Source organism: Pseudomonas sp. LBUM1652 (assembly GCF_059716105.1).
This window is the reverse complement of the sequence record NZ_CP166804.1, coordinates 3,331,176-3,357,257: the sequence shown is the minus strand read 5'-3', so window position 1 is coordinate 3,357,257 and position 26,082 is coordinate 3,331,176. Positions and strand designations below refer to the sequence as shown.

The window sequence follows — 26,082 nt, the reverse complement described above, 5'->3', positions numbered from 1 at the left end:
ATCGAATGAAGCAAAGGTAACTATCATTCGGAATGATATAAGACTCGAGCGAGCCCTCTAGCATGCACCTTTCGTTAGGTGGCTATCAATCTCGTCGATGGCAATGCTGTGTTGTCTGCTTTGCAACGATCAGGGCTGAGGCTGAGAGAAGGGGATTATGTGGCGATTAAAAAGAAGAACCCGCCAATGCGGCGGGTTCGAATTTCATGATCAGAGTTTCGGCAACTGACCGATCCGCGCAATCATCTCCGTCACGATCTGCAGATCGAGCTGGAACTGATCCACGGTCTTGAATTCACCATCAGTGTGGCCGGTGTACTTGACCTCTGGCCGGGCCAGCCCGAATTGCACACCGTTGGGCAGTTCATGCACCGAGGTAGCACCGGCGGAAGTGCCGAACTCATGTTTCATGCCCAGGTTTTCTGTGGCAACCGCCAGCAGCGCCTTGACCCACTCACCCTCAGGATTGCGGTACATCGGCTCGGCAATCGAATAGTCGAAAGCTACGGCCACATGGCTCTTCTGGCTCCAGACCGCCAGTTTTTCGGCGATTTCTGTCTTGAGCTTCTCAGGCGATTTGCCCTTCGGAACGCGCAGGTTGACTGCAAGCTTGAAGGTCTTTTCATCCATCCCGACGTAGGTCAGCGACGTGGTCAGCGGCCCCATGAAGGCATCGGAGAAACCGACCTTCAGTTTATTGCCAAGGTAATCCAGGCCCCAATTGTCAGCGGCGTAGCGCGCAGCATCGGTAATGTGGTTCTGCTTGAGCGCCACTACGCCATCAAGGCTATTGATGAAGTCGAGCATTCGCGCCACCGGATTGACCCCGGACTCGGGTTCGGAGGAGTGCGCGGACACACCGGTCACCGTCAACTTGACATCTTTGCCATCGACCTTCGCCGCTACTTCAAAATTGCCACCGTTGCGCTTGGCGTAATCAGCGCCGGCCTTTTGCAGGCTGGCAGCCAGTTCGGCAGGCTTGTCGGTCAGCAGTGTGGCGACCGATACGGAAGGAATCTGGTTGGTCGCCAGGCCTCCGGTCATCGAAATGATTTCTGCACCTTCGCCTTCGCCCTTGCGTTTGGCGAAGTTGGCCATGACCGTGCCGTAGCCCTTCTCGGCAATCACCACCGGGTAACCACCGTCCAGCGCCAGGTTGTAGTTTGGCGTCGGATTGCGCTCGAAGTAGTAGGGGATCGCGTCGCCGGTGGTTTCTTCAGTGGTGTCCACCAATAGCTTGAAATTGCGCGCCAGTGGCAGTTTTTCGTCCTTGATTACCTTCATTGCATACATCGTCACCACGATGCCGTTTTTGTCATCTTCGGTGCCGCGGCCATACATGCGATCACCGATCAGGGTGATCTTGAACGGGTCGAGGCGGGTGCCGTCCTTCAGTACCCAGTTTTCCGGCGTTACCGGAACTACGTCGGCGTGTGCATGAATGCCGACCACTTCATCGCCCGTGCCTTCGAGAGAGATCTCATAGACGCGGTTGTCGATGTTGCGGAAATTCAGATTGAAAGACTTAGCCAGGCTTTTGATCTTCTCGCCGATCTTGATGAACTCCGGGTTTTCGTGCTGAGCAACGCCGTCCTTGCGATAAGTCGGGATCTCGACCAGTTCGCGCAGAGTCTCGGTTGCAGCCGCGCTGTATTTCACGCGTGCGTAGATGCCGAGCAGGCGATAGATCTCGTTCTGCTGTTCAGCCGTCAGCGTTTTGTTGTCGAGGAAAGCGCCAATGGCCGGACCGATATCAGCAGTCTTGGCCAGATCGCTTTTGGCCAGGCTGCCGAGGAACTGGCGGAAATCGGTGGTCGATTCGGCCTTGAAGGTTTTGAGGATTTCAGCGCTTTGCTGTGGAGTGATATTGGCCTGAGCCGGTGCGGTGAAAGCTGACAGCCCCGCCAGCATCAAGGTCGCTGCGGCGAGTTTTTTGAAAGGGAAATTCATTACGAAGGGCATTCCTTTGCAGGGCAGTGAGTTGGGAGTGTCTCAACGATGAGACACATACACTTACAAACTAACACTGCTGTAGAGCATCGCGGGAGCCCTGAAACGGGATTTGTCGCACAGAAATGCAAAAGCGACGCAGAAACGAAAGTGGTTCTGGCTCAGCCATCGAACTCTTTTCGGGCCAGCAGCGGACGCTGGTCGTCGACGATCGATTCACTTTTTCTTTATAGTGCGGTCCCCAGCGAACTACCGGTCGCCTGAGGTTTTGGCCGACGGGTAAGCATAAACGTTCGCGATTTTCGAGTGAGTAATACGCCCTTCAATGAGCAATTCAACGGCTACAACTAATGGTAATTGGTACGCGGTGATTGCGTTGGCACTGGCAGCGTTTGTGTTCAACACCACTGAGTTTGTGCCTGTTGGCCTGTTGAGTTCGATCGGCAGCAGCTTCGATATGTCGTCGGCGCAGGTCGGTTTGATGCTGACGATCTATGCGTGGGTGGTGTCGCTGACATCGCTGCCGATCATGCTGCTCACGCGTAACATCGAGAGGCGCAAACTGTTGATCGTGCTGTTTGGGATGTTCATCGTCAGTCACGTGTTGTCGAGTTTCGCGACAAGCTTCGCTGTCCTGTTGGTCAGCCGTATCGGTGTGGCGTTGGCACATGCGCTGTTCTGGTCGATCACTGCTTCGCTGGCCGTGCGTCTGGCGCCACCGGGCAAGCAAGTTCAAGCCTTGGGTTTGCTGGCAACCGGTACTTCGCTGGCGATGGTGCTGGGTATACCCCTCGGTCGGTTGTTGGGCGAAGCCATGGGCTGGCGCACGACCTTCATGGTGATCGCTGGTTTGGCGGCCACGCTGGTGTTGTGCCTAGCCAAGGTTCTACCGTTGCTGCCGAGTCAAAACTCAGGCTCCCTGAGAAGCCTGCCTTTGTTGTTCAAACGACCTGCGTTGGTGGCGGTGTACATCCTGACGGCAATGGTAGTGACTGCCCAGTTCACCGCTTACAGCTATATCGAGCCGTTCGTTGAAGGAGTGGCGGGTTTGAGTGGCGATGCAGTAACGCTCATCCTGCTGTTATTCGGCGGTGCAGGTATTTTCGGATCGCTGCTGTTCAGTTGGCTGCACAGCTATAACCCGCAGCGCTTCCTGATCGTCACCGTGGTGGTGCTCGCGTTGTGCCTGATGTTGTTGCTGCCTTTGAGCGGTGAGGTGTCGTACCTGGGCCTGCTGAGTCTGTTCTGGGGAATGGCGATCATGGGATTTGGGCTGGCGTTGCAGTCGAAGGTTCTGGTGCTGGCTTCGGACGCCACCGATGTGGCGATGGCGATGTTTTCAGGGATCTACAACATCGGCATCGGCGGCGGCGCACTGCTGGGAAGCTGGGTAGGCGGCCAGTTAGGGTTTGCTTACATAGGGATAGTCGGCGGCATGCTGGCGGCGTCGGCGCTGTTGTTCTACTGCCTGTCGATCTACCGCTTTACTCGGTCTGCTTGAGCTGGGGTTGTTTGAATAAGATGAACGCTTGAGCAGAGTGGCGTTAACGGGTAACGCCACTCTGCTCCGCTAAGACTTTTCAAAGACTGTCCGGATCCCCAAAAAACATCTGAATCCGCGACCTCAACCAGCGCTCACCCGGATCGTTATCCTGCGACCCGCGCCAGGCCATGTGCAGTTCAAACGTACGCGTCGGCAGCGGCGGATCTTCCGCGCGAACACCGCCAGCAGCCGTCAGTGCATCAGCGGTGTAGTCCGGCACGGTGGCGACAATGTCAGTGCCCGCGAGCAATGTACTCAAACCATTGAACTGCGGCACGGCTAGCACTACGTGGCGTTTGCGGCCGAGTTTCTCCAGTTCCTCATCAACAAAGCCGCTGAGGTCGCCAGCGAACGACACCAGCGCATGCGGCCGGGCGCAGTAATCGTCGAGGCTCAGCGGGCCGGGCACGGTGTCGGCGCGCAGCAGCTTTGGCGCACTGCGTCGCAAGACTTTGCGCTTGGCATTGGCCGGCAAATCGGTGGTGTAGCTGACCCCGATGGAGATTTCGCCGGATGCCAGCAAACCCGGCATCAGAATGTAATTGACCCGACGCACTACCAGCACAATCCCCGGCGATTCGGCCCGCAGACGTTTGAGCAGCATTGGCAGCAGCGCGAATTCAACGTCATCGGACAAACCGATCCGAAATACCGAAGTGCTGGTCGCCGGGTCGAATTCCGCCGCACGGCTGACCGCTGTCGAAATCGAATCGAGGGCAGGCGAGAGCAGGGCGAAGATTTCCACGGCACGGGCGGACGGTTCCATGCTCCGGCCGGTGCGGACGAACAAAGGATCATCGAACAGGCCGCGCAGGCGCGAAAGCGCCGCACTGATCGCCGGCTGACCGAGGAACAATTTCTCGGCGGCACGGGTCACACTGCGTTCGTGCATCAATGTTTCGAATACGATCAACAGGTTCAGGTCGACACGACGCAGGTCATTACGATTCATCTGGAGTCCTGGCAGAGTCATCAAGCTTGACGAGGGCGACCATATGAGAACAATGGCCGGCATGAATCTTACGGGGAAAGGCTGGTACTCTGCACCGGAAAATTCAGCTTTACTGCGACGGTGTGAGCAGTTTTTTCAAGGATTTTGCGAATGCCGCCCATACTGCGGAATCAATGACAGGCATGTCGACTATTAATAGCCACTGATAGTCTTGGGTCAAAAGCCCAGATAGAGTTCAGGGCATTAGAGGTTACTTTGACGAGGTTTGCGATGTCCCGCACGATCCGTTTTCACAAGTTTGGTCCGGCCGAGGTGCTCAAATGCGAAGAGCATGCGGCCGCTCAGCCAGGTCCTGGCGAAGTGCAGGTGCGTGTCGAGGCTATCGGCATCAGCTGGTATGACACGCTGTGGCGTCAGAATCTGGCGTCTTCCCAGGCACGCCTGCCCTCCGGGCTTGGCCATGAAATGGCTGGCGTGGTTACGGCGGTTGGTGCTGATGTCGAAGATCTGTCCGTCGGTGACAAGGTCGCCAGTTTTCCGGCCGAGAGTCCGAACGACTATCCGGTCTACGGTGAGTCGATTGTACTGCCGCGTACCGCGCTGACCCGTTATCCGGATGTGCTCAGCCCGATCGAAGCCAGTGTGCATTACACACCGCTGTTGATCGCCTATTTCGCTTACGCCGATCTGGCGCGGGTCAAACCCGGGCAATTTGCCCTGGTTACTGACGCCAGCCATTGCGCCGGCCCTTCGTTTGTTCAACTGGGCAAGGCGATGGGTGTGCGGGTGATTGCTGCCACCAAAGAGGCGGAAGAGCGTGAATACCTGCTCTCACTCGGTGCAGAAAAGGTGATTGTCACCGAAGAGGAAGATCTGTTGATGCGAATCAACAAAATCACCGAAAACCGTGGCGTGGACGTGGTTTTCGATGGTCTCGGCGGTCCGCAGATGTCGCTGCTTGGCGATGTTCTGGCGCCGCGTGGCAGCCTGGTTCTTTACGGCCTGCAGGGTGGCAACCAGACGCCGTTTCCGGCGTGTGCAGCGTTCCAGAAGAACATCCAGTTCTTCGTGCACTGCATCGGCAACTTCACCGGTAAGCCGGAGTTAGGCATCACCCAGGACCACGTCGCCTTGCAACGTGCCTTGCGTGACATCAACCAGTTGACCGCTGATCGTGTTTTGCTGCCACTCAAGACCCGTGTGTTCCCGTTCAATGAGTTCGTCGAGGCACATCGTTACATGGACGAATGCCCTTGCCGCGAACGGGTCGCTCTTCAAGTCGAACCAGCGTAAAGCCAGCAATCAGAGTCCGTGGCCCCACGGACTCTTGCGTGTTAATCCCCCCCCCCCTGAAGAACAAAACGCCCGGTGCTGTGCCGGGTATCAGTTCAGTAACTGAACTGGTTTTTACTCTCGATCTGTATCTTCTAATCGCAATATAAGCCCTGATAATTGAATGATTACTTTCATCTCAAGGAATGAGTCATGGCTGTGCATTCAATTTGCCCTGCGCGCAATAAATCGACCCACTCTGTTGGTCGCGCCCACTACTGTTTAATTGTTGTAGGTTTATTCGGAAACTGCTTCTCTTTTTCTTGTACTCATTTGTCGTGGGACGTTGTGGGAAGTTTCCTAGGAATCCAAAATAAAAGAAAAACATCAATGATTACAGCCGCTTGAAGCGCCACGTCTGCATTTGGCGGTTTTTTTATAGCTTAAGTGTTTCAAGTGACTACAGATTTGTAAGTGTTAGCATCTGAATGTCTATTACTTATTGATGAATTGTCGTGCGACTGATGTTTCGGTTTGCGCGGCATGAAACTTTTGATACCGGGTAAATACCGATGAGCACGATCCATGATCAGGCAATGAATTATGTCTACCAGCAAGTATTGCAACGTTTGCTGAGTTTCTTCTCTCGCGCCGAACGCACGGCATTGCAGTTGTTGATCCAGCGACTCGTCGTGGCGGCTGGCGGCATGGAGAACATCGGTCATTTCAAGGTGCTGGTAAACCAGTCCGGATCACGCGACAGCTGTTACACGCTGGCCTTGTTACGGGCGGCGCAACTGAGTATTGCGGGGCGTGCGCCCGCGACTTTTCAACTGCGGGTGGCGACCCTGCGCTGGAGTGGCAACAGTCATACCGCACTGCAGAATATGCACCGCAGCTACAGCGCGCTCTTCCTTTATGACGATCCTCGGGTCGAACTGTTGATGGTGGATCATCGCCAGGTCTTGCCCTTCGATCATCAGGCACCCATCTGCGAAGAGGGGCGTGAAGCCAACCGCGTCAATCTGCTGCTGATCGGCCATCGTAGAACCTTCAGTGAAGTGCTCGAATTGTGGGATGACGCTTATCTGGCCACGGCCGAGTTCTACGGTCAGATCGCCCGATGGAACAATGGCGTCGATGCAATGATCGGCAGTGAGTCTGCGCGTCGTCAAAAGCACTTTCTCGACGGATTGAGTCGCGCAGTGCAGAAAGCGGCAATTGCCGGGCCGATTGTCGGTGGTTCAGGCTTTGAGATTTTGTTCCCATTGCTTGACGGTCTGGGCGGGGATTATTACCGCGAATTTTATACGGAGGAGGAGCGTGTAGCGTGGCGGCCCGAAGGTCAATTTGAAACCTGCCGGCGCACCGGCTTCATTAACATCAATGACATGATTGTCGGCAAGCTCGAAGAGCGTTGGCCCTTGCTCAGCGACTTCCTGGGATTTCAGACGGATGAGCTGACGCTTTATCAGGGTGACGATGAATACGCGGACCCCTTGGTGGCAGCGCATCTGCAAGGTATGCAGGCGCAATTCATCGAGGATCGCACTTACGAGTCTGGAATCAGTGACTACCTTCAAAGCAGCTTGAATGCGATGCGCCGCAAGCAAGTGCCTGAGCCGGTGTGTGAACAATTGCTATGCAGTTTCGGCAATCCGCAAGAACCTGAACAGTTGCGACAGCAGGCAGAGAGCTGCCTGATGGCCAACTTCGATCTGAACGAAATTCAGCTGACCTGCCTGTTGTTTGCGCCGTTCATTGACAGCGGCGCCGGTCTTGAACGGTTTTTACGCAGTTGCCATCCCGGCATGTTGGTGGCACTGCCAGATTTGCATCGAGCGATGCAGGGCTTGCATGCTCCGGAACAGGTACTCAAGTGGATGACGGACGTCAGCGGATTGCCCGTCAGTTTGATCGTCCGTCTCTACGCAATGGGGCCGATTCGCATCATCGCATCCAGCGACTTGGTCTCGCAGGACGGAAGTCTGGACAAGGCGGGCTCCGGATCGGCAGCCGATCGGTCGGCGGAAGGCTGATTGTGAGTTATTTACCGGAAAATGAATCGGTATCCCGGGATGTGGGTTCGTGAAAGCGTTGCGCGAAAACGACTTCATTTATCAGGCGGTTTACCGATATCTGACATTGCTGATCGACGAAGCGGGAGGCAACTCGGCGGCGCGTTTGCCCTCATTGCGGCAACTGGCAGAGCGGTTGAATGTGTCCATCTCGACCGTCCAGTACGCTTATTCGCTGCTGGAAAAGGAAGGACGCGTCTATTCGATAGCCAAGTCCGGATATTTCGCGCAAGCGCTACCGAGCATGCAACTGCCCGGTGATGGCACAGATCTGCTCGAAACCGTCTACGTCAACGCCAGGCGACCGGGCATGTGTGTGTTGAGTGACGACGAGCCGGCTTCACTGCAACCGCTCGACAGCCCATTGTTGATGCTCGAACGGGAGCTGCTTCGCCAATATCCGCGCCAGCCACAATTGGCGGTGCAACCCTGCGGCGAACTGGAGTTGCGCACCGTACTGGCTGCGCGCTATACCTCGTCAACGGTGAATTTCTGGCATGCGGATGACGTTTATATCGGCGCAGACCTGCGCGGTGTGTTGGAAATACTGATTTCTGTACTCCAATTGCGGCGCGCCACCGTGGTGGTTGAATCGCCGTGTGACTGGGTAATCTTGCGCCTGCTGGAAGCCGCCGAAGTACGGGTTATCGAATTGCCGCTACTGGCCGGTGGAGTGATCGATCCCCAACGGCTGGAGTCGTTGCTCAAGAGCGAACCTGTGCGGTTGATCCTGTTGTCTTCAGCGTTGAGCATGCCTCAGGGGAGCCTGTTACCCCATGCCAATCGTCAGGCCATCGCCCATTTGCTCGGGTGTCATGGCACCTGGGTTCTGGAAAACGACTGCTACAGCGAACTCGATGATGAAGGGGGCGACTCTCGGCATCTGCGCGACTGGCTCGACCCTGATCGTTTGCTGGTGTTTTCCACGTTCGAGAAATTCATCGGTGCAGAAGCGCCTTTCGGATTTGTCCTGTCGCACCATTGGCGCAGTGAGCTGCAGCGCCATTTCCTGTTGCGCGCATTCCGTTTATCACCGATCCGCCAGAAAGCGATCGCCAGGCTGTTGGCCGGCGGCCGGCTGGATCAGCATTTGTGCATACTGCGGCGGATGCTCAAGGAGCGCCGTACGCAATTGATTCAGCTGTTGCGTGAGCGCCTGGGCGATGCGTTGCAGATTATCGAGCCGCAGGGCGGGGCGACGGTGTGGGCGCGCTCGCTACGCCCGGTGGACATGGGCAACGTGTTCCATCGCCTGCTCAAGCAGCAGATCATCATTGCGCCCGGGGAGTTGTTCAGCCTGCAGGGTTTGCATGCGCACCATCTGCGCTTGAGCCCATTGACTCATGGCGATCACGATCTGGTCAGCGTCGTCGGGCTGCTGGGCGATGCATTGCGGTTGGCACCGGATGAGTAACGTTAAAAAACATCGGAAGAGTTCCGGATAGATCCCTTCGCATAGCGGTCAAACTGCCAGTAAACTGCGCTCTATTCCTGAACCACTCTATTTCAGAGGTCATGCATGACTATCAGTCCTTTTGCGGGCAAACCGGCACCGGCAGAATTGTTGGTCGACATCCCGCGACTGGTAACGGCTTATTACACCGGCCAACCTGACGCTTCCATTTCCACACAGCGTGTGGCGTTCGGCACCTCCGGTCACCGCGGCAGTTCCTTCGACTTGAGTTTCAACGAATGGCACGTTCTGGCCATTAGCCAGGCAATCTGCCTGTACCGGGAAGCCCAAGGGATTACCGGCCCATTGTTTGTCGGCATCGACACTCATGCACTGTCGACCCCGGCCGGTGCCAGTGCGCTGGAGGTTTTGGCAGCCAACGGTGTGACCGTGATGATCGCCGAAGGCGATGAATATACGCCGACGCCTGCCATATCCCACGCCATTCTCTGCTACAACCACGGCCGTACCTCGGGCCTTGCCGACGGCATCGTCATCACGCCGTCGCACAACCCGCCACAAAGCGGTGGCTACAAATACAATCCAACCAACGGCGGCCCGGCCGACACCCACATCACCAAGTGGATCGAAGCCAAGGCCAATGAATTGCTGGTCAACAAACTGGCTGGCGTGAAACGCATCAGCTACGAGCAGGCGCTGAAGGCCAGCACTACCCATCGCCACGACTACGTGAATACCTACGTTGCCGATCTGATCAACGTGATCGATTTCGACGCCATTCGTGATGCCAAACTGCATCTGGGTGTCGATCCTTTGGGCGGAGCAGGGGTGCGCTACTGGTCGGCCATCGCCGAGCACTACCGTCTGGATCTGGACGTAGTGAACAAGCAAGTCGATTCGACCTTCCGTTTCATGACCGTTGACTGGGACGGCCAGATTCGAATGGACCCGTCGTCCAGCCACGCGATGCAAGGCCTGATCGGTCTGAAAGAGCGTTTCGACGTGGCGTTTGCCTGCGACCCGGATCACGACCGCCACGGCATCGTCACGCCGTCGGGTGGCCTGCTTGCGCCAAACAACTATCTGGCGGTGTCCATCGATTACCTGTTCCAGAACCGTCCGCAATGGCGTGCCGATGCTGGCGTGGGTAAAACCGTGGTCAGCAGCGGTTTGATCGACCGCGTCGCAAAGCGTCTGGGTCGTCGTCTGTATGAAGTACCGGTCGGTTTCAAATGGTTCGCTGACGGCCTCTTCGACGGTTCGCTGGGTTTTGGTGGCGAAGAAAGTGCCGGCGCCTCGTTCCTGCGCAAGGACGGCGGCGTATGGAGTACCGACAAGGACGGTCTGATTCCGGCATTGCTTGCTGCAGAAATGACTGCTCGTACCGGCCGCGATCCAAGCCAGGCTTATCGCGCGTTGACCGAAGAACTGGGCGAGCCGTTCTCGGTGCGCGTCGACGCCAAGGCCAATCCGGAGCAGAAAGCACTGCTGAGCAAGCTGTCGCCAACGCAGGTGACCTCGACAGAACTGGCAGGCGAGAAGATTCAGAGCATTCTCAGCCACGCGCCGGGCAACGATCAGGCCATTGGCGGCTTGAAGGTAATGACCGAAAACGGCTGGTTCGCCGCACGTCCGTCTGGCACCGAAGACATTTACAAAATCTACGCCGAAAGCTTCATCGGCGACGACCACCTCAAGCAATTGGTGGCCGAGGCGCAGACCCTGGTGGATGGTGCTATCTCCAGCAAGTGATGCTCCTTGAAATCGCAGCATAAAAAAGGGCAACCCTCGCGGTTGCCCTTTTTTAAGCCTGCAATTCAAGCACTCAAGCCAGATCCACCAACACGATCTCACTGTCTTCAATCGCCGTAACCGTCAGCACCTGTTCATGCGCCACCGCCACACCGTCGCGCGCTTGCGCACGCAGGCCGTTGACTTCAATTACGCCAGTGGCCGGCACCAGATAAGCCCGGCGCCCTTCGTCGAGGCGATATTCAGCTGTTTCCCCAGCCTTGATGTTCGCCGCGACCAAGCGTGCATCGGCGCGAATTCGCAGGCTTTGATCATCGCCATCCTTACCGCTGGCAAGCGTTACAAAGCCTTCACGCTGGCCTTTCGGGAAGGGTTTCGCGCCCCATGACGGCGGCGCGCCGGTTTCAGTGGGCAGAATCCAGATCTGGAAGATTTTCGTGTCTGCGGCTTCCAGATTGTATTCACTGTGCGCGATGCCGGTGCCGGCACTCATCACTTGCACGTCGCCAGCCTCGGTGCGGCCCTTGTTGCCCAGATTGTCCTGGTGGGTGATCGCACCTTCACGTACATAGGTGATGATTTCCATGTCGCGATGCGGGTGCTGCGGGAAACCGGTGCCTGCGGCAATCACGTCGTCATTCCACACCCGCAGATTGCCCCAGCTCATGCGTTGCGGATCGTAGTATTCGGCGAACGAAAAATGGTGATGGGCATCCAGCCAGCCATGATGGGCGCCGCCCAGCGAGCTGAAAGGTCTGAGTTCAAGCATGATCGTCTCCTCAAAAGGTTTGTCGCGGGGCGAGAGAGCCGCACCCGGCGCAAGACCGGTGGTTTATGACGGCGATCATCTATCAGTCAATCATCGATAAAAAGCGTAAAAAATGCGGCATTATCATCGGATAAATTGATAGAAGAGGGCGTCGAAACCGTTTCATCTCACCTTCAATTCATCGCCTAAACCAATGACGCGTAAGCATTTCGCTAGAACTCAACGGTAAATAAAGACACCATAGCCGCAACAGCCTTACCCACTGGAGCCCATTAGCGTGGCGCAACACACCCCCGATCTTCCTCCTGAACTCCGTCCGCTGGCTGAGATGCCTTGGTTCAAGCGCCTGGCCGCACGTTTCTTTGGTCATGGTTTGACTCGGTTGCGGGCTCAGCACCGTGCGTCATGGCTGCACGGCCAGGCTGACGGCTTTCGCAGCGGTCACACTGCGGGCGTCGAGTACGGCTTTAAAGAGGGCAAGCTCGAGGGGCTGGAGGAAGGCCGGCAAGTGTTGCTGATCCGCGACAGTCGCAGCACCGATCATCGTCCGCCGAGCGTCGACAATCACTTGTTCGACGATTGGCGCCTGCCACTCACCGCCGAGCTGAAGAAACGCATCAAGGCCGATGTCGCTAGATTGTTGCCGGAACACGCTCAGCCGAGTGCCGCGCAATGGAAGATGATTTTCAGCGAGACACCGTCAACTTCCGTGGTTGCTGGTGCCGGAGCGGGCAAGTCGACCACGCTGGTGCTGCGCATTCTGCTGCTGACCCAGTATCTCGGCTTTGAAATCGATTCGATGACCGTAGTGACCTTCACCCGCGAGTCGCGCAAGGACTTCATCAACAAACTGATCGAGATTTTTGCGCTTTGGGGTCAAGTATTGAGCTTGAAACAGGCGCGGGAACTGGTGCGAACCTTTCACTCGCGCATTCTGCCGATGGTGCGCAGCCTGCCGGGATTCGAACGTTTGCAGGCATTCGAGAACCTCAGCCATCGCGCGCAGGGCGCTGACGAGGAGGTCGACAGCAATCCATTCGACCTGCGCATCAACGATGCTCAGCGCCAGCAGCTGAACGCCTGCTACCACCGCTTATTCAGCCAGGACGAGCGTTTCCGCCAGTTGATTCAGCCTATGGCCAAGGCGGGCTTGCAGCTCAGAGAGCTGGAGCGCGATCACCCGGATGTGCAAAAGCGTATGGCTGTCACCGAGCTGGCGGCCAAACGCGACGAAGAACTCTGCGATGTCATTGAAGATTTGTGGTTTCGTGCGGGTGCCTGGCCCATCAAAGGCATCGAACCAAACCGTCAGACTTTCGAAATCAACGGGGCGAAATTCCATTGCCATGGCTATATCCCAAGCCTCGACGCCTGGGTGGTGCTCGGTTTCGATCCACGGGAAAACCCACAGCTCAGCCGGCCCAATGCCAAGCTCTCCGTTCGCGCAGAGTGGGCGGTCAAGCGCACCCTGTTTCAAGCTTTCTGTCGTAAGCCATTGATTTGGATAGATAGTTACGAGTCGGCCAAGCGCGTGCTCGCGACATTGGCGGCGGATGCCAGCGCCGGTCCGGGCTTCGATTACAAAGTCAAAGGCGAACTGGCCTCCGCGCCTTTGCTCGACTGTTTCGTTGCAGCAGCAGGCTTCATCGAGAACCTGGGACTGGATGTGCCTGACGCTGTCGGACGTATGAGCTTCGCCAAGGACGATCCGGACCGGTTTTTCTTCGAGGCGCTGAGCCTGTTCTGGCGTGCTCTGGAAGATCATCTGCTCGACCAGAAGCCGCCGATCATGACCTACAATCGCATGTTCGCGCTGTTCAGTGAGCACTCGCCAGAGAACCTCAAGCTGCTCAGCGATGAATTGCTCCGGCCGATGGCGCACCTGATGATCGATGAATTTCAGGACGTTTCGCCGCAGATCGTTTCATGGATCCGCGCAAGCCTCAACGAAATCCGCAGTCGTGGCCCCGCGATGCATGTCGGGCGGGGCGCGCAGCGTTCATCGCTGCTCTGTGTCGGCGATGATTGGCAGTCGATTTATGGCTGGCGCGGCAGTTCACCAAGCTATTTCATGGAGTTCAACAAGGAATTCCCCTCTCCGAGCACCACACGGGTAATGCTCAGCGACAACTATCGAAGTCATCAGCACATCATCGATGCGGCTGAACACATCGTTCGCGCTGCGCCGGCGATCCCCGGCAAGAAAGCCAAGGCCAGTGGCGAACCCAAGGTTTTGCAGCCAGTCAACGTGCTGGAGCGTGACGATCAAGCCTTGGGGCAACGCCTTGCCGAACACTATCGACAGGGCCATTCAATCCTGATGCTTTATCGAAAAAGCAGCGATAAGTTGTTGATTGAAGAGCATATTCAGTCGGTAGTTAATGTTGATTCGAGCTTGCCGTACGAAGCCAGAAGACTCAAACAGCTGACTTATCACAGCGCCAAAGGCTTGCAGGCAGATGCGGTGTTTCTGCTCGGAGACTGCCAGCACCTGACCAGTTCGCCGTACAAGAATCAGGTGTATCGCATGGCTGGTCTGGGCAAAAATGGCGACAGCGAGCCATACGATACTGCGCAAAAGGATGAAATCCTGCGCCTGGCCTACGTCGGGATTACGAGGGCAGTCAGCCATTGCTACTGGTATGTCGAGCCGCAAGAAGTGCAAGCGGTGAATATGCCCCGGGCGTCTGATCGGGTGGTGAAGGACAAGCCGTTCTTCCTCGATCATCGAACGGAAAAGTCCACCGCATGAGCCACAAAAAAAGCCCGCAAACTGTGCGGGCTTTTTTGTAAATCAAGAGGTTATGCATAACTCCTGAGAGATTCTGGAGGAATGAAAGTCTCAAGCTCATCCTCCACAGCCTCGATAATTCGCTCGACATCGGCCGCATTCATCACCGTGGCACACGGGATGCCAGCAATGGCGATCATGGTTTCGCCGCTGGCGCGATCAAACAGACGGGCAATCATGCTGCCGGGCGCATCCATCGTCGCCTCGAAACCCATGGGATGAAAATGCCAGCGCATCAGCTGGCAGGCATTGGGGAATGTGACTTTGCTTGAACCTTTATTCATATGTTGCCCGCCTTCTTCATCGAGCGCTTCCGTTTGCTCATGTTAGGTGGGAAGAGCCTTCATTGGCTCAACCGGTGACTTGCCATTAAAAGTAGCATCTCGATGTGAAATTTCTGTGAGAGTTTTCAGTTCATTTTGCGATTGCTTCGCATCTTTTGATGTAGGTCATGGCCTACGCGATCATCGCCGCAGTGCCACTGCAGATTAGCCATTGATGCACGTGCCGAACTTGGGCAAGCTCGGTTCTTTTTCGCCGAGCTCCTTATGCACGCCGACGACGACGGCCCAGAACAGACCAAGGCCACAGCTGCCACGGTCATGCGCTACCATTTGAGCTGGAAACACCGCGAGCTGGACAGTGTCATGGCGCTGTATCACCCGGATATCCAGTACAACGATTTTTTCCAGAACCGCGTACTGGGCCTCGACGAGTTGCGCGAGTATGTGCGCGTCAGCATGCCGCGGGAATTCGACGAAGCGCTGGAGCATTGCGACCGGATCCGTGTCGACGGCAACACAGCGTTCATTCAATACGAAGTGACCTTGCGCGGTGGCGACGGTCTGGTGTCGTTCCGTTCCAGTGAGGCGATCACGGTCAGGGACGGTTTGATCTGGCGTGTCAACGAGTACGCCTCACTGGTGCGTGGGCAAACCAGTGACAAGACAACGCCGAGCCAGCGTCCGGCCGTCAGTCGATTGGGACTTTCTCCGCGCCAACTGAGCTTCATGGCTGACGATCTGCAGCAATATTTCGAACGGCAACAGCCGTATCTTGATCCTGAGCTTGATCTGCAACGGGTGGCGAAGGAGTGCGGATACAGCCGTAACCAGATTTCCTACCTGCTCAATCAAGTGCTTGGGCAAAGCTTTTATCGCTACGTCAATCAGGCACGGTTACAGCATTTGCTCAAATCCCTGGACGCCGCCACGCCGCCAGTGCGTATCGATGAGCTGGCCTTTGCGGCCGGATTCAACTCGCTATCGGCGTTCTACAGCTGTTTCCGGCAGCACACCGGTCAGTCGCCCAAGGCTTACGTCAAACAAATTTCTTTGCGGACACGCGCGCAAGACATCCTCTGAGCTTGCGCACTAGGATCGACGCCATCGAAGGTTTTCAGTGGCGGAGTCTTGCATGCCGGCGTGGCGCACTATCAGTTTGTGGATGGATCAACTCGACGAGCCGCTGATCGCGCGGCCGGAGCTTGAACGGGATCTGGACGTCGACGTGGCGATCATCGGCGCCGGTTACACCGGGCTGTGGACGGCGTACTACCTGAAGAAACAGGCCCCGGACCTGGACATCGCGATCATTGAGGCGCAAACCGCCGGGTTCGGCGCGTCCGGCCGCAACGGCGGTTGGCTGATGGGCAATCTGCTCGGTGAAGATCGTCTGCTGGCCGGTTTGTCGCCAGAGCAGCGTCGCGCCTCGTTCGATCTGCTGCACAGCATCCCCGATGAAGTGGAAGTTGTCCTCGAACGCGAAGGCATTGACTGCGATTACCGCAAGGGCGGCGTTTTGTACTGCGCCGCGCGTTACCCGGAGCAGGAAGCCAGTCTGCGTGAATACCTCGCCAGCCTGCACGCCCAAGGCCTGACCGACAACGACTACCGCTGGCTCAGCCCAGAGCAACTGGCGCAGCAGATCCGCATCGCCAAACCGTACGGCGGCATTTATGCGCCACACGTGGCGACCATCCACCCGGCCAAACTGGTTCGAGGCCTTGCGCGCACCGTGCAGAACATGGGCGTGAGAATTTACGAAAACAGCCCTGTCACGCACTGGCAGTCGGGTAGCGTGCGCACGGCCAAGGCCAGTGTGCGCAGTCGCTGGATCGTGCCGGCGGTTGAAGGGTATGCGGTGACATTGCCGCCGCTGGGGCGCTATCAGTTGCCGGTGCAAAGCCTGATCGTCGCCACCGAGCCGTTGTCCGCCGCGACCTGGGACGAGATCGGCCTCAGTCGCGGCCAGGCCTTCAGCGAGTTCAGTCGCCAGGTGACGTATGGCCAGCGCAGTGCCGACAACCGTTTGATCTTCGGCGCCCGTGGCGGCTATCAGTTTGCCGGCAAGCTGCGCCACAACTTTGACCTGACCCGCGATGAGGTCGAACTGCGTCGCTACTTGTTCGGTGAGCTGTTCCCGCAACTGAAAAACGTACAGATCACCCACGCCTGGGGCGGCAATCTTGGCATGTCCCGGCATTTCAAGCCGCACATGCTCTGCGATCGGGCCAACGGCATTGCGCTGTCCGGCGGCTATGGCGGGGAGGGTGTCGGGGCCAGCAATCTCGGTGGCCGCACTCTGGCGGATCTGATTCTGGAACGCGACAGCGAATTGGTTAAACAGCCGTGGGTGCTGCCGGATGGCGGAATTCACGCGCTACGTGCGTGGGAGCCGGAGCCGTGCCGCTGGCTCGGCTACAACGCGATCATCAAAAGCTTCGTCCACGAAGACCAGACCCTGGCCAACCCGGCGACCGCGCCATGGCGGCGCAAGCTCGCCAGTCAGGTGGCCGGTTTCATGGAAGGTTTCATGCACTGAGCGTCAACGCAATCCAAAAAAAGCCACCAAGAAAGCCCCAAGACAGGTAACGCCATGAGCATCACCCAGTTCAAAAACACCGCCACGCTCCAACTGGAAGAATCCAATCCGGTGGCCGTACCGCTCGGCGAACCGATCGCCATTGCCTCGACCACCAGCGTCGAGCGTGAAGACGGCGTCGAAACCGGCGTCTGGGAGTGCACGCCCGGGCGTTGGCGCCGGCAGATTACCGCTCAGGAGTTCTGTCACTTCATCTCCGGGCGCTGCACGTTCACCCCGGATGACGGCGGCGAAACCCTGCATATACAAGGCGGCGATGCACTGATGTTGCCGGCCAACACGCTCGGTATCTGGGATATCCACGAGACCGTGCGCAAGACCTACGTACTGATTTTCTGATTGTTTGATCCTTTGATTGCCTGCCAACAACAATAGCCTCTACAGGAATCGACCCATGATCCAGAAAACCCTCGCCCTGGCGCCGCTGCTGCTGGTCGCCTCCATCAGTCACGCCGCCGACACGGTAAAGGTCTACAACTGGTCCAGCTACATTGCGCCGGACACCACCAAGAATTTTCAGAAAGAAACCGGCATCGGCGTCACCTATGACGTGTACGACAGCAACGAAACTCTCGACGGCAAGTTGATGACCGGCAACTCAGGTTATGACGTGGTGTTCCCGTCCAACCACTTCATGGCCCGGCAGATTCAGGGTGGGGCGCTGAAGAAGCTCGACAAGAGCCAGTTGCCGAACTGGAAGAATCTCAATCCGGTGCTGCTCAAGGCTTTGCAGACCAACGATCCGGGCAACGAGCACGGTTTTCCTTATCTGTGGGGCAGCACCGGCATCGGTTACAACGTCGCCAAGATCAAAGCGGTGCTGGGCGACGACGCACCGGTGGATTCCTGGGATCTGATCTTCAAGCCCGAGTACATGGAAAAACTGCAGAAGTGCGGCGTAGCCATCCTCGACAATGGCCCGGAACTGCTCCCGGCCGCGCTCAACTACCTGGGCCTGCCGCACCACAGCAAAAATCCCGAGGATTACAAGAAGGCCGAAGCGCTGCTGATGAAAGTGCGGCCGTACGTGAGCTACTTCCATTCCTCCAAATACACCAGTGACCTGGCCAACGGTGATATCTGCGTGGCCGTCGGTTTCTCCGGCGACATCCTGCAAGCCGAGAGCCGCGCCAAAGAAGCGAAGAACGGTATCGAAATCGGCTACGCAATTCCCAAGGAAGGCGCGGCGATCTGGTTCGACATGGTCGCCATGCCCAACGACGCACCGGACGAGAAGGCCGGTTATGCGTTCATGAACTACCTGCTGCGCCCGGACGTGATGGCGGACATCAGCAACTCCGTGCACTACGCCAATGGCAACGAACAATCCGACAGCCTTATCGACCCGGCCATCAAGAACGACACCAAGGTTTACCCGAGCCCGGAGATGATGGGCAAGCTGTTTGCGCTGGAGGCGATGCCGCTGAATATCGACCGGATTCGCACGCGGGTATGGAACAAAATCCGCACCGGTAGCTAACACAACAAAAATCCTGTGGGAGCGAGCTTGCTCGCTCCCACAATGAGTTTTAAGTGGCTGTTATTGATTGATATCAATCCGCTGGCACGCACTAATAATGTGCAGAAAAGTGAGACGTATCCAACAAAAAGCAACTTACCCATATTTAATATTTAAATAGAAAATCGTCAGACAATTAGGCAATGCCCCGCCCTTTAAAACATTCTTTCGCCCCCCCCGCGCGCATTGTTTACGGGAGTTTCCCGGAACAGCCAGATTCGATCTCAAAAAAATCCTTTACGACAGATTTCGAATTGTGTCAGGTTTCTTACGCCTTCATTGGGCGAGTGATAGGACGATCTCGCCAGAGATTGTCGCTATCTGACAAAAACTGTTCCATTGCTAAACAAGGAAGTGTGTTTATGTCGAAAGTTAAATCGAATGCTATTGATACTGCCGAACAGGCTTTTCTGCTGTCCGCGGCGCCGCAACCTCTGGCCGCAGCCAGCTCGGCGTACAACCAGATCAATAGCTTCAGCCATCAATATGATCGTGGCGGCAACCTCACGGTCAATGGCAAACCCTCCTTCTCCGTTGACCAGGCCGCAACCCAGTTGCTGCGCGACGGCGCTGCCTACCAAGACAAGGACGGCAGCGGCAAGATTGAACTTACCTACACGTTCCTGACGTCGGCATCGTCCAGCACGATGAACAAGCACGGGATCAGCGGGTTCAGTCAGTTCAGTGTTCAGCAACAAGCCCAGGCCAAGCTCGCCATGCAATCCTGGGCCGATGTGGCCAATGTCACCTTCACCGAAAAAGCCTCGGGCGGCGACGGCCACATGACCTTCGGTAACTACAGCGGTGGTCAGGATGGCGCTGCAGCATTCGCTTATCTGCCAGGCACCGGCGCCGGCTACGACGGCACCTCGTGGTACCTGATCAACAGTGGCTACACGCAAAACAAAAATCCGGAGTTGAACAACTACGGTCGTCAGACTCTGACTCACGAGATCGGTCACAGCCTCGGTCTGGCCCACCCTGGCGACTACAACGCCGGCAATGGCAACCCGACTTACAACGACGCTTCCTACGGGCAAGACACCCGCGGCTACAGCGTCATGAGTTACTGGAGCGAGAGCAACACCAATCAGAACTTCAGCAAGGGCGGCGTAGAAGCCTATTCCTCCGGCCCGCTGATGGACGATATCGCTGCGATCCAGAAGCTTTACGGTGCCAACACCACCACCCGTACCGGTGACACCACCTACGGCTTCAACTCCAACACCGGTCGCGATTTCCTCAGCGCTTCGTCGTCGAGTGACAAAGTGGTGTTCTCGGTGTGGGATGCGGGCGGCAAGGACACTCTGGACTTCTCGGGTTTCACCCAGAACCAGAAGATCAACCTCAATGACGCTTCGTTCTCCGACGTGGGCGGCCTGGTGGGCAACGTGTCCATCGCCAAGGGCGCGATCATCGAGAACGCCATCGGCGGTTCGGGCAACGATCTGCTGATCGGCAACAGCGTGGCCAACGAGCTCAAGGGCGGTGCCGGCAACGACATCCTCTGGGGCGCTGGCGGTGCCGACAAGCTGTTGGGCGGCGCCGGTTCGGACACGTTTGTGTTCGCGGCCAGCTCGGACTCCAAGCCGGGTGCGATCGATCAGATCCTCGATTTTGTCAGCGGTCTCGACAAAATCGACCTGACCGGTATCACCAAAGGCGCCGGCCTGCACTTTGTCAGCAGCTTCACCGGTGCAGCCGGCGATGCGGTTCTGACTTCGTCGGGCGGCAACAGCCTGCTCTCGGTGGATTTCTCCGGGCACGGCGTGGCCGACTTCCAGGTCAGCACCGTTGGCCAGGCAATAACCAGCGACATCGCGGCTTGATGTGAAACAGGAGAGCGGCGCGTGATGCGCCGCTTTCTCGCTTGCATCGTCCTGCCCGGTAGGCAAGGCTAGGCATCGGAGTGAAATGTCCTATGAGTCGAAACGCTTTTACCTACAAGACGCTGGCGTGGCTGATGGCAACGCTGATTATGATTTCTGGAGAAACAAGCATGGCAAGCAGCCTGAGACTCGAAGAACCCTCGGTATTCGCCGGTCAGTGGCAGGCGACCTTGTCGGCTCGGGGCGACTCGCCCGAAGCACAAAAAATGCAAGACAAGCCTTCGAATACCTGCCTTGTGGAACTGGCTTCAAACAAGACGCTGGGCAAGGGCGCCGACTGCCTGGGCGCATGGCTTGAGGAAGTGCCGATCGGTTGGTTTCCGGATCCTGACGGTTTGTCGATTACCGGCAAGGAGGGCTCAAGAATTCAGTTCTTCAGCCGACAACGTGATGGGCTTTACCTGACGACTTTGAAATCAGGCCTGGTCATTACACTTCAACGCACTGCGCAATCGTCGTGATGATCAAGTAGCTGACAGAGTTTTAATATAAGGCCCTGCTGCGTGGTTATAAGCAGGCTCTTTTATGGCAACTGCACCGTAATAGATAACGGAAGTTGTTATGAAAGTGTAAGCGGCCACCTGAAAAGCAAGTTCCGGCATCGCGCGGATAACTAATTCAAGTCTCGCCCAGAGTTGGCGAGAGATATTGACCAGGAAGAATCAATGAAGATGGCGAAGGCCCCAGCCACCGCTCCCTTATTCAAGGCATTGGGTGACTATAAAAGCATTCTGATCAGCGTCGGCTGCTTTACCGCACTGATTAACGTGCTGATGCTGGTGCCCTCCATCTATATGCTCCAGGTCTATGACCGGGTGCTGTCGTCGCAGAACGAAACCACTCTGGTGATGCTGTCGCTGATGGTCGTCGGTTTCTTCGCTTTCATCGGCCTGCTGGAAGTGGTGCGCAGCTTTATCGTGATCCGTATCGGCAGCCAACTGGAGCGCCGTTTCAACCTGCGGGTCTATCAGGCGGCGTTCGAACGCAACCTGTTCAAGGGCGAAGGCAACGCCGGCCAGTCGCTGGGCGACCTGACTCACATTCGCCAATTCGTCACCGGGCCTGCGTTGTTCGCGTTTTTCGATGCGCCCTGGTTCCCGGTGTACCTGTTTGTGATTTACCTGTTCAACGTCTGGCTCGGTGTACTCGCCACTGCGGGTGCGCTGCTGCTGATCGCATTGGCCTGCCTCAACGAATACATGACCAAAAAGCCGTTGGGCGAAGCCGCCGGTTTTTCGCAGAAGTCCAGCCAGTTGGCCACCAGTCACCTTCACAACGCCGAGACCATTCAGGCGATGGGCATGCTCGGTTCGCTGCGCAAACGCTGGTTCCAGGTGCATTCGCGCTTTCTCGGTCTGCAGAATCAGGCCAGCGACACCGGCGCCGTGATCAGTTCTCTGAGTAAAACCTTGCGTTTATGCCTGCAATCGCTGGTGCTTGGCCTGGGCGCGTTGTTGGTCATCAAGGGCGACATGACTGCCGGGATGATGATCGCAGGTTCGATCCTGATGGGCCGCGTGCTGAGTCCGATCGACCAATTGATTGCCGTGTGGAAACAGTGGAGCGGGGCGAAGCTGGCTTACCGGCGTCTCGACGCATTGTTGCAAGCCTTCCCGCCAAGTGATGACGCCATGTCGCTGCCGGCGCCGAAAGGCCAGATCACCTTCGAGCAAGTCAGCGCCGGCCCGCCGGGGCAGCGTGCCGCGACGTTGCATATGGTCAACTTCAACCTTGGCGCTGGTGAAGTGCTGGGTGTACTGGGTGCGTCCGGCTCCGGCAAGTCGACGCTGGCCCGTGTACTGGTCGGCGTGTGGCCGACACTGGGTGGCACGGTGCGACTGGACGGCGCGGATATCCATCGCTGGAATCGCGACCAACTCGGTCCGTACATTGGCTACTTGCCGCAAGACATCGAACTGTTCAGCGGCAGCATTGCTGAGAACATTGCGCGTTTCAGCGAGGCCGATGCTCAGAAAGTCGTGGCCGCTGCGCAACAGGCGGGTGTCCACGAAATGATCCTGCGCCTGCCGCAAGGCTACGACACGCAACTGGGTGAGGACGGCAGCGGCCTGTCCGGCGGTCAGAAGCAGCGCGTGGCACTGGCTCGCGCGATGTACGGCATGCCAAGTCTGGTGGTGCTGGATGAACCCAACTCCAACCTCGACACCGTCGGTGAAGCGGCATTGGCCAGCGCCATCGCCCAGCTCAAGGCCCAAGGCACCACCGTTGTTTTGGTGACGCATCGTTCTTCGGTGCTGGCCCAGGCCGACAAGCTGCTGGTGCTCAACGACGGGCGTTTGCAAGCCTTTGGCGCCAGTCAGGACGTGCTCAAGGCGCTGTCTGGCGCCGCCAATGAACAACCTCGCGAGAAAACTGCGCAAGCACCGGGCGGGCTCAGCATGAGTCGGCAGTACCAGCCCACGACAAGGAATTCGGGTGTATGAGCAGCGTCAGCATGAACACTGAAAACGAAGCGAGCATGGAACACGCGTACATTACCGAACGCCCGGAACGCGATGCGAAGTTCTTTGCGCGTATGGGCTGGATTCTGGCGATTGTCGGCGCCGGCAGTTTCTTCACCTGGGCGGCTCTGGCGCCGCTGGATCAGGGCATTCCGGTGCAGGGTACTGTGGTGGTCTCGGGCAAACGTAAAGCGGTGCAGTCGATGAGCAGCGGCGTTGTCAGCCGGATTCTGGTGCGCGAAGGCGAAATCGTGAAACAGGGGCAACCGCTGTTTCGCCTCGACCAGACGCAAGTCGCCGCCGATGTGCAATCGCTTCAAGCGCAATACCGCATGGCCTGGGCCAGTCTGGCGCGCTGGCAGGCCGAGCGTGACAACCTCAAGCAAGTGACCTTTCCGGCCGAGTTGAGCAACGACCCGGACCCGCGTCTGGCGTTGGTCCTTGAAGGTCAGCGTCAGTTGTTCAGCAGCCGCCGCGAAGCGTTCTATCGCGAGCAGGCCGGATTGCGCGCCAGCATCGAAGGCGCCACTGCGCAACTGGCCGGTATGCGCCGCGCGCGCACTGACCTCAATGCACAGGCGGACTCGCTGCAACAACAGTTGAGCAACCTGCAACCACTGGCCGACAACGGCTACATCCCGCGCAACCGCTTGATGGAATATCAGCGCCAACTGTCGCAAGTGCAGCAGCAACTGGCGGAAAACACCGGTGAAAGCGGTCGCGTGGAGCAGGGCATCCTCGAATCGCGCCTGAAACTGCAACAGCACAGCGAGGAATATCAGAAGGAAGTCCGCACGCAACTGGCCGACGCGCAGTTGAAAAGCGTCACTCTGTCCGAACAATTGACCTCCGCCGGTTTCGATCTGCAACACAGCGAAATCGTCGCCACGGCGGATGGCGTGGCGGTCAATCTGGGCGTGCATACCGAAGGCGCGGTGGTGCGTCAGGGCGAGACCCTGCTGGAGATCGTTCCGCAAGGCACCACCCTGGAAGTGGAAGGACATTTGCCGATCAACCTGATCGACAAGGTTGGCACGCACCTGCCGGTCGACATCCTGTTTACCGCGTTCAACCAGAGTAAAACGCCGCGTGTACCCGGTGAAGTCAGCCTGATTTCCGCCGACCAGATGGTCGATGAGAAAACCGGCGTGCCTTACTACGTGTTGCGCAGCAGCGTCAGCGATCAGGCCATGGAAAAGCTCAATGGTCTGGTGATCAAGCCCGGCATGCCGGCAGAAATGTTTGTGCGCACCGGTGAACGTTCACTCCTCAACTATCTGTTCAAACCGCTGCTCGACCGGGCCGGCTCTGCGTTGACCGAAGAATAAGGATGTCCGGCTGTATGAATAAGCTTTCCATGCTCGGGGCGGCATTGATGCTGCTCGCGAGTCACTCGGCAGTGGCGGCGATGGGGCCGTTCGAGATCTACGAACAGGCGTTGCGCAATGATCCGGTGTTCCTCGGTGCGATCAAGGAGCGTGACGCCGGCCTGGAGAACCGCGCCATTGGCCGCGCCGGGCTGCTGCCGCGAATCGGTTACACCTATAACAAGGGCCGCAATACGTCGAAGGCCACGTCCCTCGATGAACGAGCGCGCAATCGTACGGACGAGCGCAATTACAGCAGTTACGGCTCGGCCCTGACGCTGCAACAACCGTTGCTCGATTACGAAGCCTATGCGGCATATCGCAAGGGCGTGGCGCAGTCGTTGTTCGCTGACGAGAACTTTCGCGGCAAGAGCCAGGAACTGTTGGTACGGGTGCTGGATAACTACACCAAAGCCTTGTTTGCCCAGGATCAGATCGATATCGCCCAAGCGAAGAAGAAGGCCTACGAACAGCAGTTCCAGCAGAACGAGCACATGTTCAAGCAGGGCGAAGGCACGCGCACCGACATTCTCGAAGCCGAGTCGCGTTATGAGCTGGCGACCGCTGAGGAGATCGAAGCGCGCAACGAACAGGATGCCGCGCTGCGTGAACTGGGCGCACTGGTTGGCGCACCTTTCGTGGACATCAGCGATCTGGCGCCGCTGGATCAGAATTTCCAGACCTTCGCGCTGATGCCGGCCAATTTCGACACCTGGCACGAAATGGCGATCAGCAATAACCCGAACCTGGCCTCCCAACGTCAGGCCGTGGAAGTGGCGCGGTACGAGGTAGAGCGCAACCGTGCCGGGCATCTGCCGAAAATCAACGCCTATGCCTCAATGCGGCAGAACGAATCGGAAAGCGGCAACACCTACAACCAGCGCTACGAAACCAACACCATCGGCCTGGAAGTCAGCGTGCCGTTGTATGCCGGCGGCGGGGTGTCGGCCTCGACGCGTCAGGCCAGCCGCAGCATGGAACAGGCCGAGTACGAACTGGATGGCAAGACCCGCGAGACGCTGATTGAACTGCGTCGTCAGTTCAGCGCCTGCCTGTCCGGAGTGAATAAATTACGCGCCTACCAGAAAGCCCTCACCTCGGCGGAAGCGCTGGTGGTTTCGACCAAGCAGAGCATTCTCGGCGGTGAACGGACCAATCTCGATGCGTTAAACGCCGAGCAGCAGTTGTTCACCACCCGCCGCGATCTGGCACAGGCGCGGTACGACTATTTGATGGCCTGGACCAAGTTGCATTACTACGCCGGCACCTTGAACGAACAGGATCTGGCGCGGGTGGATGAGGCCTTCGGACAAGGCCCGAAAACCCGATAACACCGCAAATCCCTGTAGGCGCTGCCGAAGGCTGCGATCTTTTGACTTTGTGTATTGAAGATCAAGATCAACAGATCGCAGCCTGCGCCAGCGCTTACACAACAATAAGA

At 57.4% G+C, this 26,082-nt stretch carries 19 protein-coding genes; 15 read left to right on the top strand and 4 right to left on the bottom strand.

Annotated elements, in window-relative coordinates; all coding sequences use genetic code 11:
* Window positions 1-210: 210 nt before the first annotated feature.
* The gene (locus tag ACA069_RS15140; protein WP_497614075.1) at window positions 211-1,950 is read right to left on the bottom strand and encodes a dipeptidase; all 1,740 of its coding nucleotides are present in this window, start codon (window positions 1,948-1,950) and stop codon (window positions 211-213) included.
* 325 nt (window positions 1,951-2,275) lie between these two features.
* Between ACA069_RS15140 and ACA069_RS15135 the strand changes: the two genes are divergently transcribed.
* Window positions 2,276-3,451: a sugar transporter gene (locus tag ACA069_RS15135; protein ID WP_497614073.1), complete on the top strand. Its 1,176-nt coding sequence runs from the start codon at window positions 2,276-2,278 to the stop codon at window positions 3,449-3,451.
* Between the two features lie 79 nt (window positions 3,452-3,530).
* Here ACA069_RS15135 and ACA069_RS15130 read toward each other — a convergent pair whose 3' ends face one another.
* Window positions 3,531-4,445 (bottom strand): LysR family transcriptional regulator, encoded by a 915-nt coding sequence (locus tag ACA069_RS15130; RefSeq protein ID WP_262410342.1) that lies wholly within the window; start codon window positions 4,443-4,445, stop codon window positions 3,531-3,533.
* Between the two features lie 270 nt (window positions 4,446-4,715).
* On the opposite strand from ACA069_RS15130, the gene ACA069_RS15125 reads away from it, so the two are divergent.
* The 4 genes from ACA069_RS15125 (at window position 4,716) to pgm (ending at window position 10,961) form a co-directional block, all read left to right on the top strand.
* A complete protein-coding gene (locus ACA069_RS15125) occupies window positions 4,716-5,738 on the top strand; it encodes a zinc-dependent alcohol dehydrogenase family protein (protein WP_187678982.1) in 1,023 nt (340 codons plus the stop codon).
* A gap of 551 nt (window positions 5,739-6,289) precedes the next feature.
* The gene (locus ACA069_RS15120; RefSeq protein WP_497614071.1) at window positions 6,290-7,756 is read left to right on the top strand and encodes a hypothetical protein; all 1,467 of its coding nucleotides are present in this window, start codon (window positions 6,290-6,292) and stop codon (window positions 7,754-7,756) included.
* 49 nt (window positions 7,757-7,805) lie between these two features.
* The gene (locus tag ACA069_RS15115; protein WP_497614069.1) at window positions 7,806-9,209 is read left to right on the top strand and encodes an aminotransferase-like domain-containing protein; all 1,404 of its coding nucleotides are present in this window, start codon (window positions 7,806-7,808) and stop codon (window positions 9,207-9,209) included.
* Between the two features lie 105 nt (window positions 9,210-9,314).
* Complete coding sequence (pgm, locus tag ACA069_RS15110) at window positions 9,315-10,961, top strand: phosphoglucomutase (alpha-D-glucose-1,6-bisphosphate-dependent) (RefSeq protein WP_497614067.1); 1,647 nt, start codon at window positions 9,315-9,317, stop codon at window positions 10,959-10,961.
* Window positions 10,962-11,034: 73 nt separating this feature from the next.
* Here pgm and ACA069_RS15105 read toward each other — a convergent pair whose 3' ends face one another.
* Complete coding sequence (locus ACA069_RS15105; RefSeq protein ID WP_187678986.1) at window positions 11,035-11,730, bottom strand: pirin family protein; 696 nt, start codon at window positions 11,728-11,730, stop codon at window positions 11,035-11,037.
* A gap of 277 nt (window positions 11,731-12,007) precedes the next feature.
* Here ACA069_RS15105 and ACA069_RS15100 point away from each other — a divergent pair, with 277 nt between their 5' ends.
* Entirely contained in the window at window positions 12,008-14,482 is a 2,475-nt protein-coding gene (locus tag ACA069_RS15100) for a UvrD-helicase domain-containing protein (RefSeq protein ID WP_497614065.1), read from the top strand.
* Between the two features lie 50 nt (window positions 14,483-14,532).
* Here the strand turns inward: ACA069_RS15100 and ACA069_RS15095 are convergent, their stop codons facing one another.
* Window positions 14,533-14,805, bottom strand: coding sequence for a DUF1652 domain-containing protein (locus ACA069_RS15095; RefSeq protein WP_187678988.1), 273 nt, complete (start codon window positions 14,803-14,805; stop codon window positions 14,533-14,535).
* A 264-nt stretch (window positions 14,806-15,069) separates the two neighbouring features.
* Between ACA069_RS15095 and ACA069_RS15090 the strand changes: the two genes are divergently transcribed.
* The 9 genes from ACA069_RS15090 (at window position 15,070) to ACA069_RS15050 (ending at window position 25,972) form a co-directional block, all read left to right on the top strand.
* Window positions 15,070-15,885, top strand: a complete 816-nt coding sequence (locus ACA069_RS15090) for an AraC family transcriptional regulator (protein ID WP_497614063.1) — start codon at window positions 15,070-15,072, stop codon at window positions 15,883-15,885.
* A gap of 52 nt (window positions 15,886-15,937) precedes the next feature.
* Entirely contained in the window at window positions 15,938-17,344 is a 1,407-nt protein-coding gene (locus tag ACA069_RS15085; protein ID WP_401264017.1) for an NAD(P)/FAD-dependent oxidoreductase, read from the top strand.
* Between the two features lie 54 nt (window positions 17,345-17,398).
* Window positions 17,399-17,743 (top strand): cupin domain-containing protein, encoded by a 345-nt coding sequence (locus ACA069_RS15080; protein WP_187678991.1) that lies wholly within the window; start codon window positions 17,399-17,401, stop codon window positions 17,741-17,743.
* 55 nt (window positions 17,744-17,798) lie between these two features.
* On the top strand, window positions 17,799-18,884 hold the full coding sequence (locus tag ACA069_RS15075; RefSeq protein WP_187678992.1) for a polyamine ABC transporter substrate-binding protein: 1,086 nt from the start codon (window positions 17,799-17,801) through the stop codon (window positions 18,882-18,884).
* Between the two features lie 401 nt (window positions 18,885-19,285).
* Window positions 19,286-20,752 carry a serralysin family metalloprotease gene (locus ACA069_RS15070; protein ID WP_489879581.1) on the top strand — a complete coding sequence of 489 codons (1,467 nt, stop codon included), beginning with the start codon at window positions 19,286-19,288 and terminating at the stop codon, window positions 20,750-20,752.
* A gap of 92 nt (window positions 20,753-20,844) precedes the next feature.
* Window positions 20,845-21,273: an AprI/Inh family metalloprotease inhibitor gene (locus ACA069_RS15065; protein ID WP_489879582.1), complete on the top strand. Its 429-nt coding sequence runs from the start codon at window positions 20,845-20,847 to the stop codon at window positions 21,271-21,273.
* A gap of 204 nt (window positions 21,274-21,477) precedes the next feature.
* Window positions 21,478-23,256, top strand: a complete 1,779-nt coding sequence (locus ACA069_RS15060; protein WP_497614059.1) for a type I secretion system permease/ATPase — start codon at window positions 21,478-21,480, stop codon at window positions 23,254-23,256.
* On the top strand, window positions 23,253-24,602 hold the full coding sequence (locus tag ACA069_RS15055) for an HlyD family type I secretion periplasmic adaptor subunit (RefSeq protein ID WP_187678996.1): 1,350 nt from the start codon (window positions 23,253-23,255) through the stop codon (window positions 24,600-24,602). Before ACA069_RS15060 ends, ACA069_RS15055 begins: the two co-directional genes overlap by 4 nt.
* 2 nt (window positions 24,603-24,604) lie before the next feature.
* Window positions 24,605-25,972 carry a TolC family outer membrane protein gene (locus ACA069_RS15050; protein WP_187678997.1) on the top strand — a complete coding sequence of 456 codons (1,368 nt, stop codon included), beginning with the start codon at window positions 24,605-24,607 and terminating at the stop codon, window positions 25,970-25,972.
* Window positions 25,973-26,082: the final 110 nt, after the last annotated feature.

Bases quoted from the DNA above. Each gene is read 5' to 3' on its own strand.
- ACA069_RS15140 (WP_497614075.1), bottom strand. From the start codon at position 1,950: ATGAATTTCCCTTTCAAAAAACTCGCCGCAGCGACCTTGATGCTGGCG.
- ACA069_RS15135 (WP_497614073.1), top strand. From the start codon at position 2,276: ATGAGCAATTCAACGGCTACAACTAATGGTAATTGGTACGCGGTGATT.
- ACA069_RS15130 (WP_262410342.1), bottom strand. From the start codon at position 4,445: ATGAATCGTAATGACCTGCGTCGTGTCGACCTGAACCTGTTGATCGTA.
- ACA069_RS15125 (WP_187678982.1), top strand. From the start codon at position 4,716: ATGTCCCGCACGATCCGTTTTCACAAGTTTGGTCCGGCCGAGGTGCTC.
- ACA069_RS15120 (WP_497614071.1), top strand. From the start codon at position 6,290: ATGAGCACGATCCATGATCAGGCAATGAATTATGTCTACCAGCAAGTA.
- pgm (WP_497614067.1), top strand. From the start codon at position 9,315: ATGACTATCAGTCCTTTTGCGGGCAAACCGGCACCGGCAGAATTGTTG.
- ACA069_RS15105 (WP_187678986.1), bottom strand. From the start codon at position 11,730: ATGCTTGAACTCAGACCTTTCAGCTCGCTGGGCGGCGCCCATCATGGC.
- ACA069_RS15095 (WP_187678988.1), bottom strand. From the start codon at position 14,805: ATGAATAAAGGTTCAAGCAAAGTCACATTCCCCAATGCCTGCCAGCTG.
- ACA069_RS15090 (WP_497614063.1), top strand. From the start codon at position 15,070: ATGCACGCCGACGACGACGGCCCAGAACAGACCAAGGCCACAGCTGCC.
- ACA069_RS15085 (WP_401264017.1), top strand. From the start codon at position 15,938: ATGCCGGCGTGGCGCACTATCAGTTTGTGGATGGATCAACTCGACGAG.
- ACA069_RS15080 (WP_187678991.1), top strand. From the start codon at position 17,399: ATGAGCATCACCCAGTTCAAAAACACCGCCACGCTCCAACTGGAAGAA.
- ACA069_RS15075 (WP_187678992.1), top strand. From the start codon at position 17,799: ATGATCCAGAAAACCCTCGCCCTGGCGCCGCTGCTGCTGGTCGCCTCC.
- ACA069_RS15070 (WP_489879581.1), top strand. From the start codon at position 19,286: ATGTCGAAAGTTAAATCGAATGCTATTGATACTGCCGAACAGGCTTTT.
- ACA069_RS15065 (WP_489879582.1), top strand. From the start codon at position 20,845: ATGAGTCGAAACGCTTTTACCTACAAGACGCTGGCGTGGCTGATGGCA.
- ACA069_RS15060 (WP_497614059.1), top strand. From the start codon at position 21,478: ATGAAGATGGCGAAGGCCCCAGCCACCGCTCCCTTATTCAAGGCATTG.
- ACA069_RS15055 (WP_187678996.1), top strand. From the start codon at position 23,253: ATGAGCAGCGTCAGCATGAACACTGAAAACGAAGCGAGCATGGAACAC.
- ACA069_RS15050 (WP_187678997.1), top strand. From the start codon at position 24,605: ATGTCCGGCTGTATGAATAAGCTTTCCATGCTCGGGGCGGCATTGATG.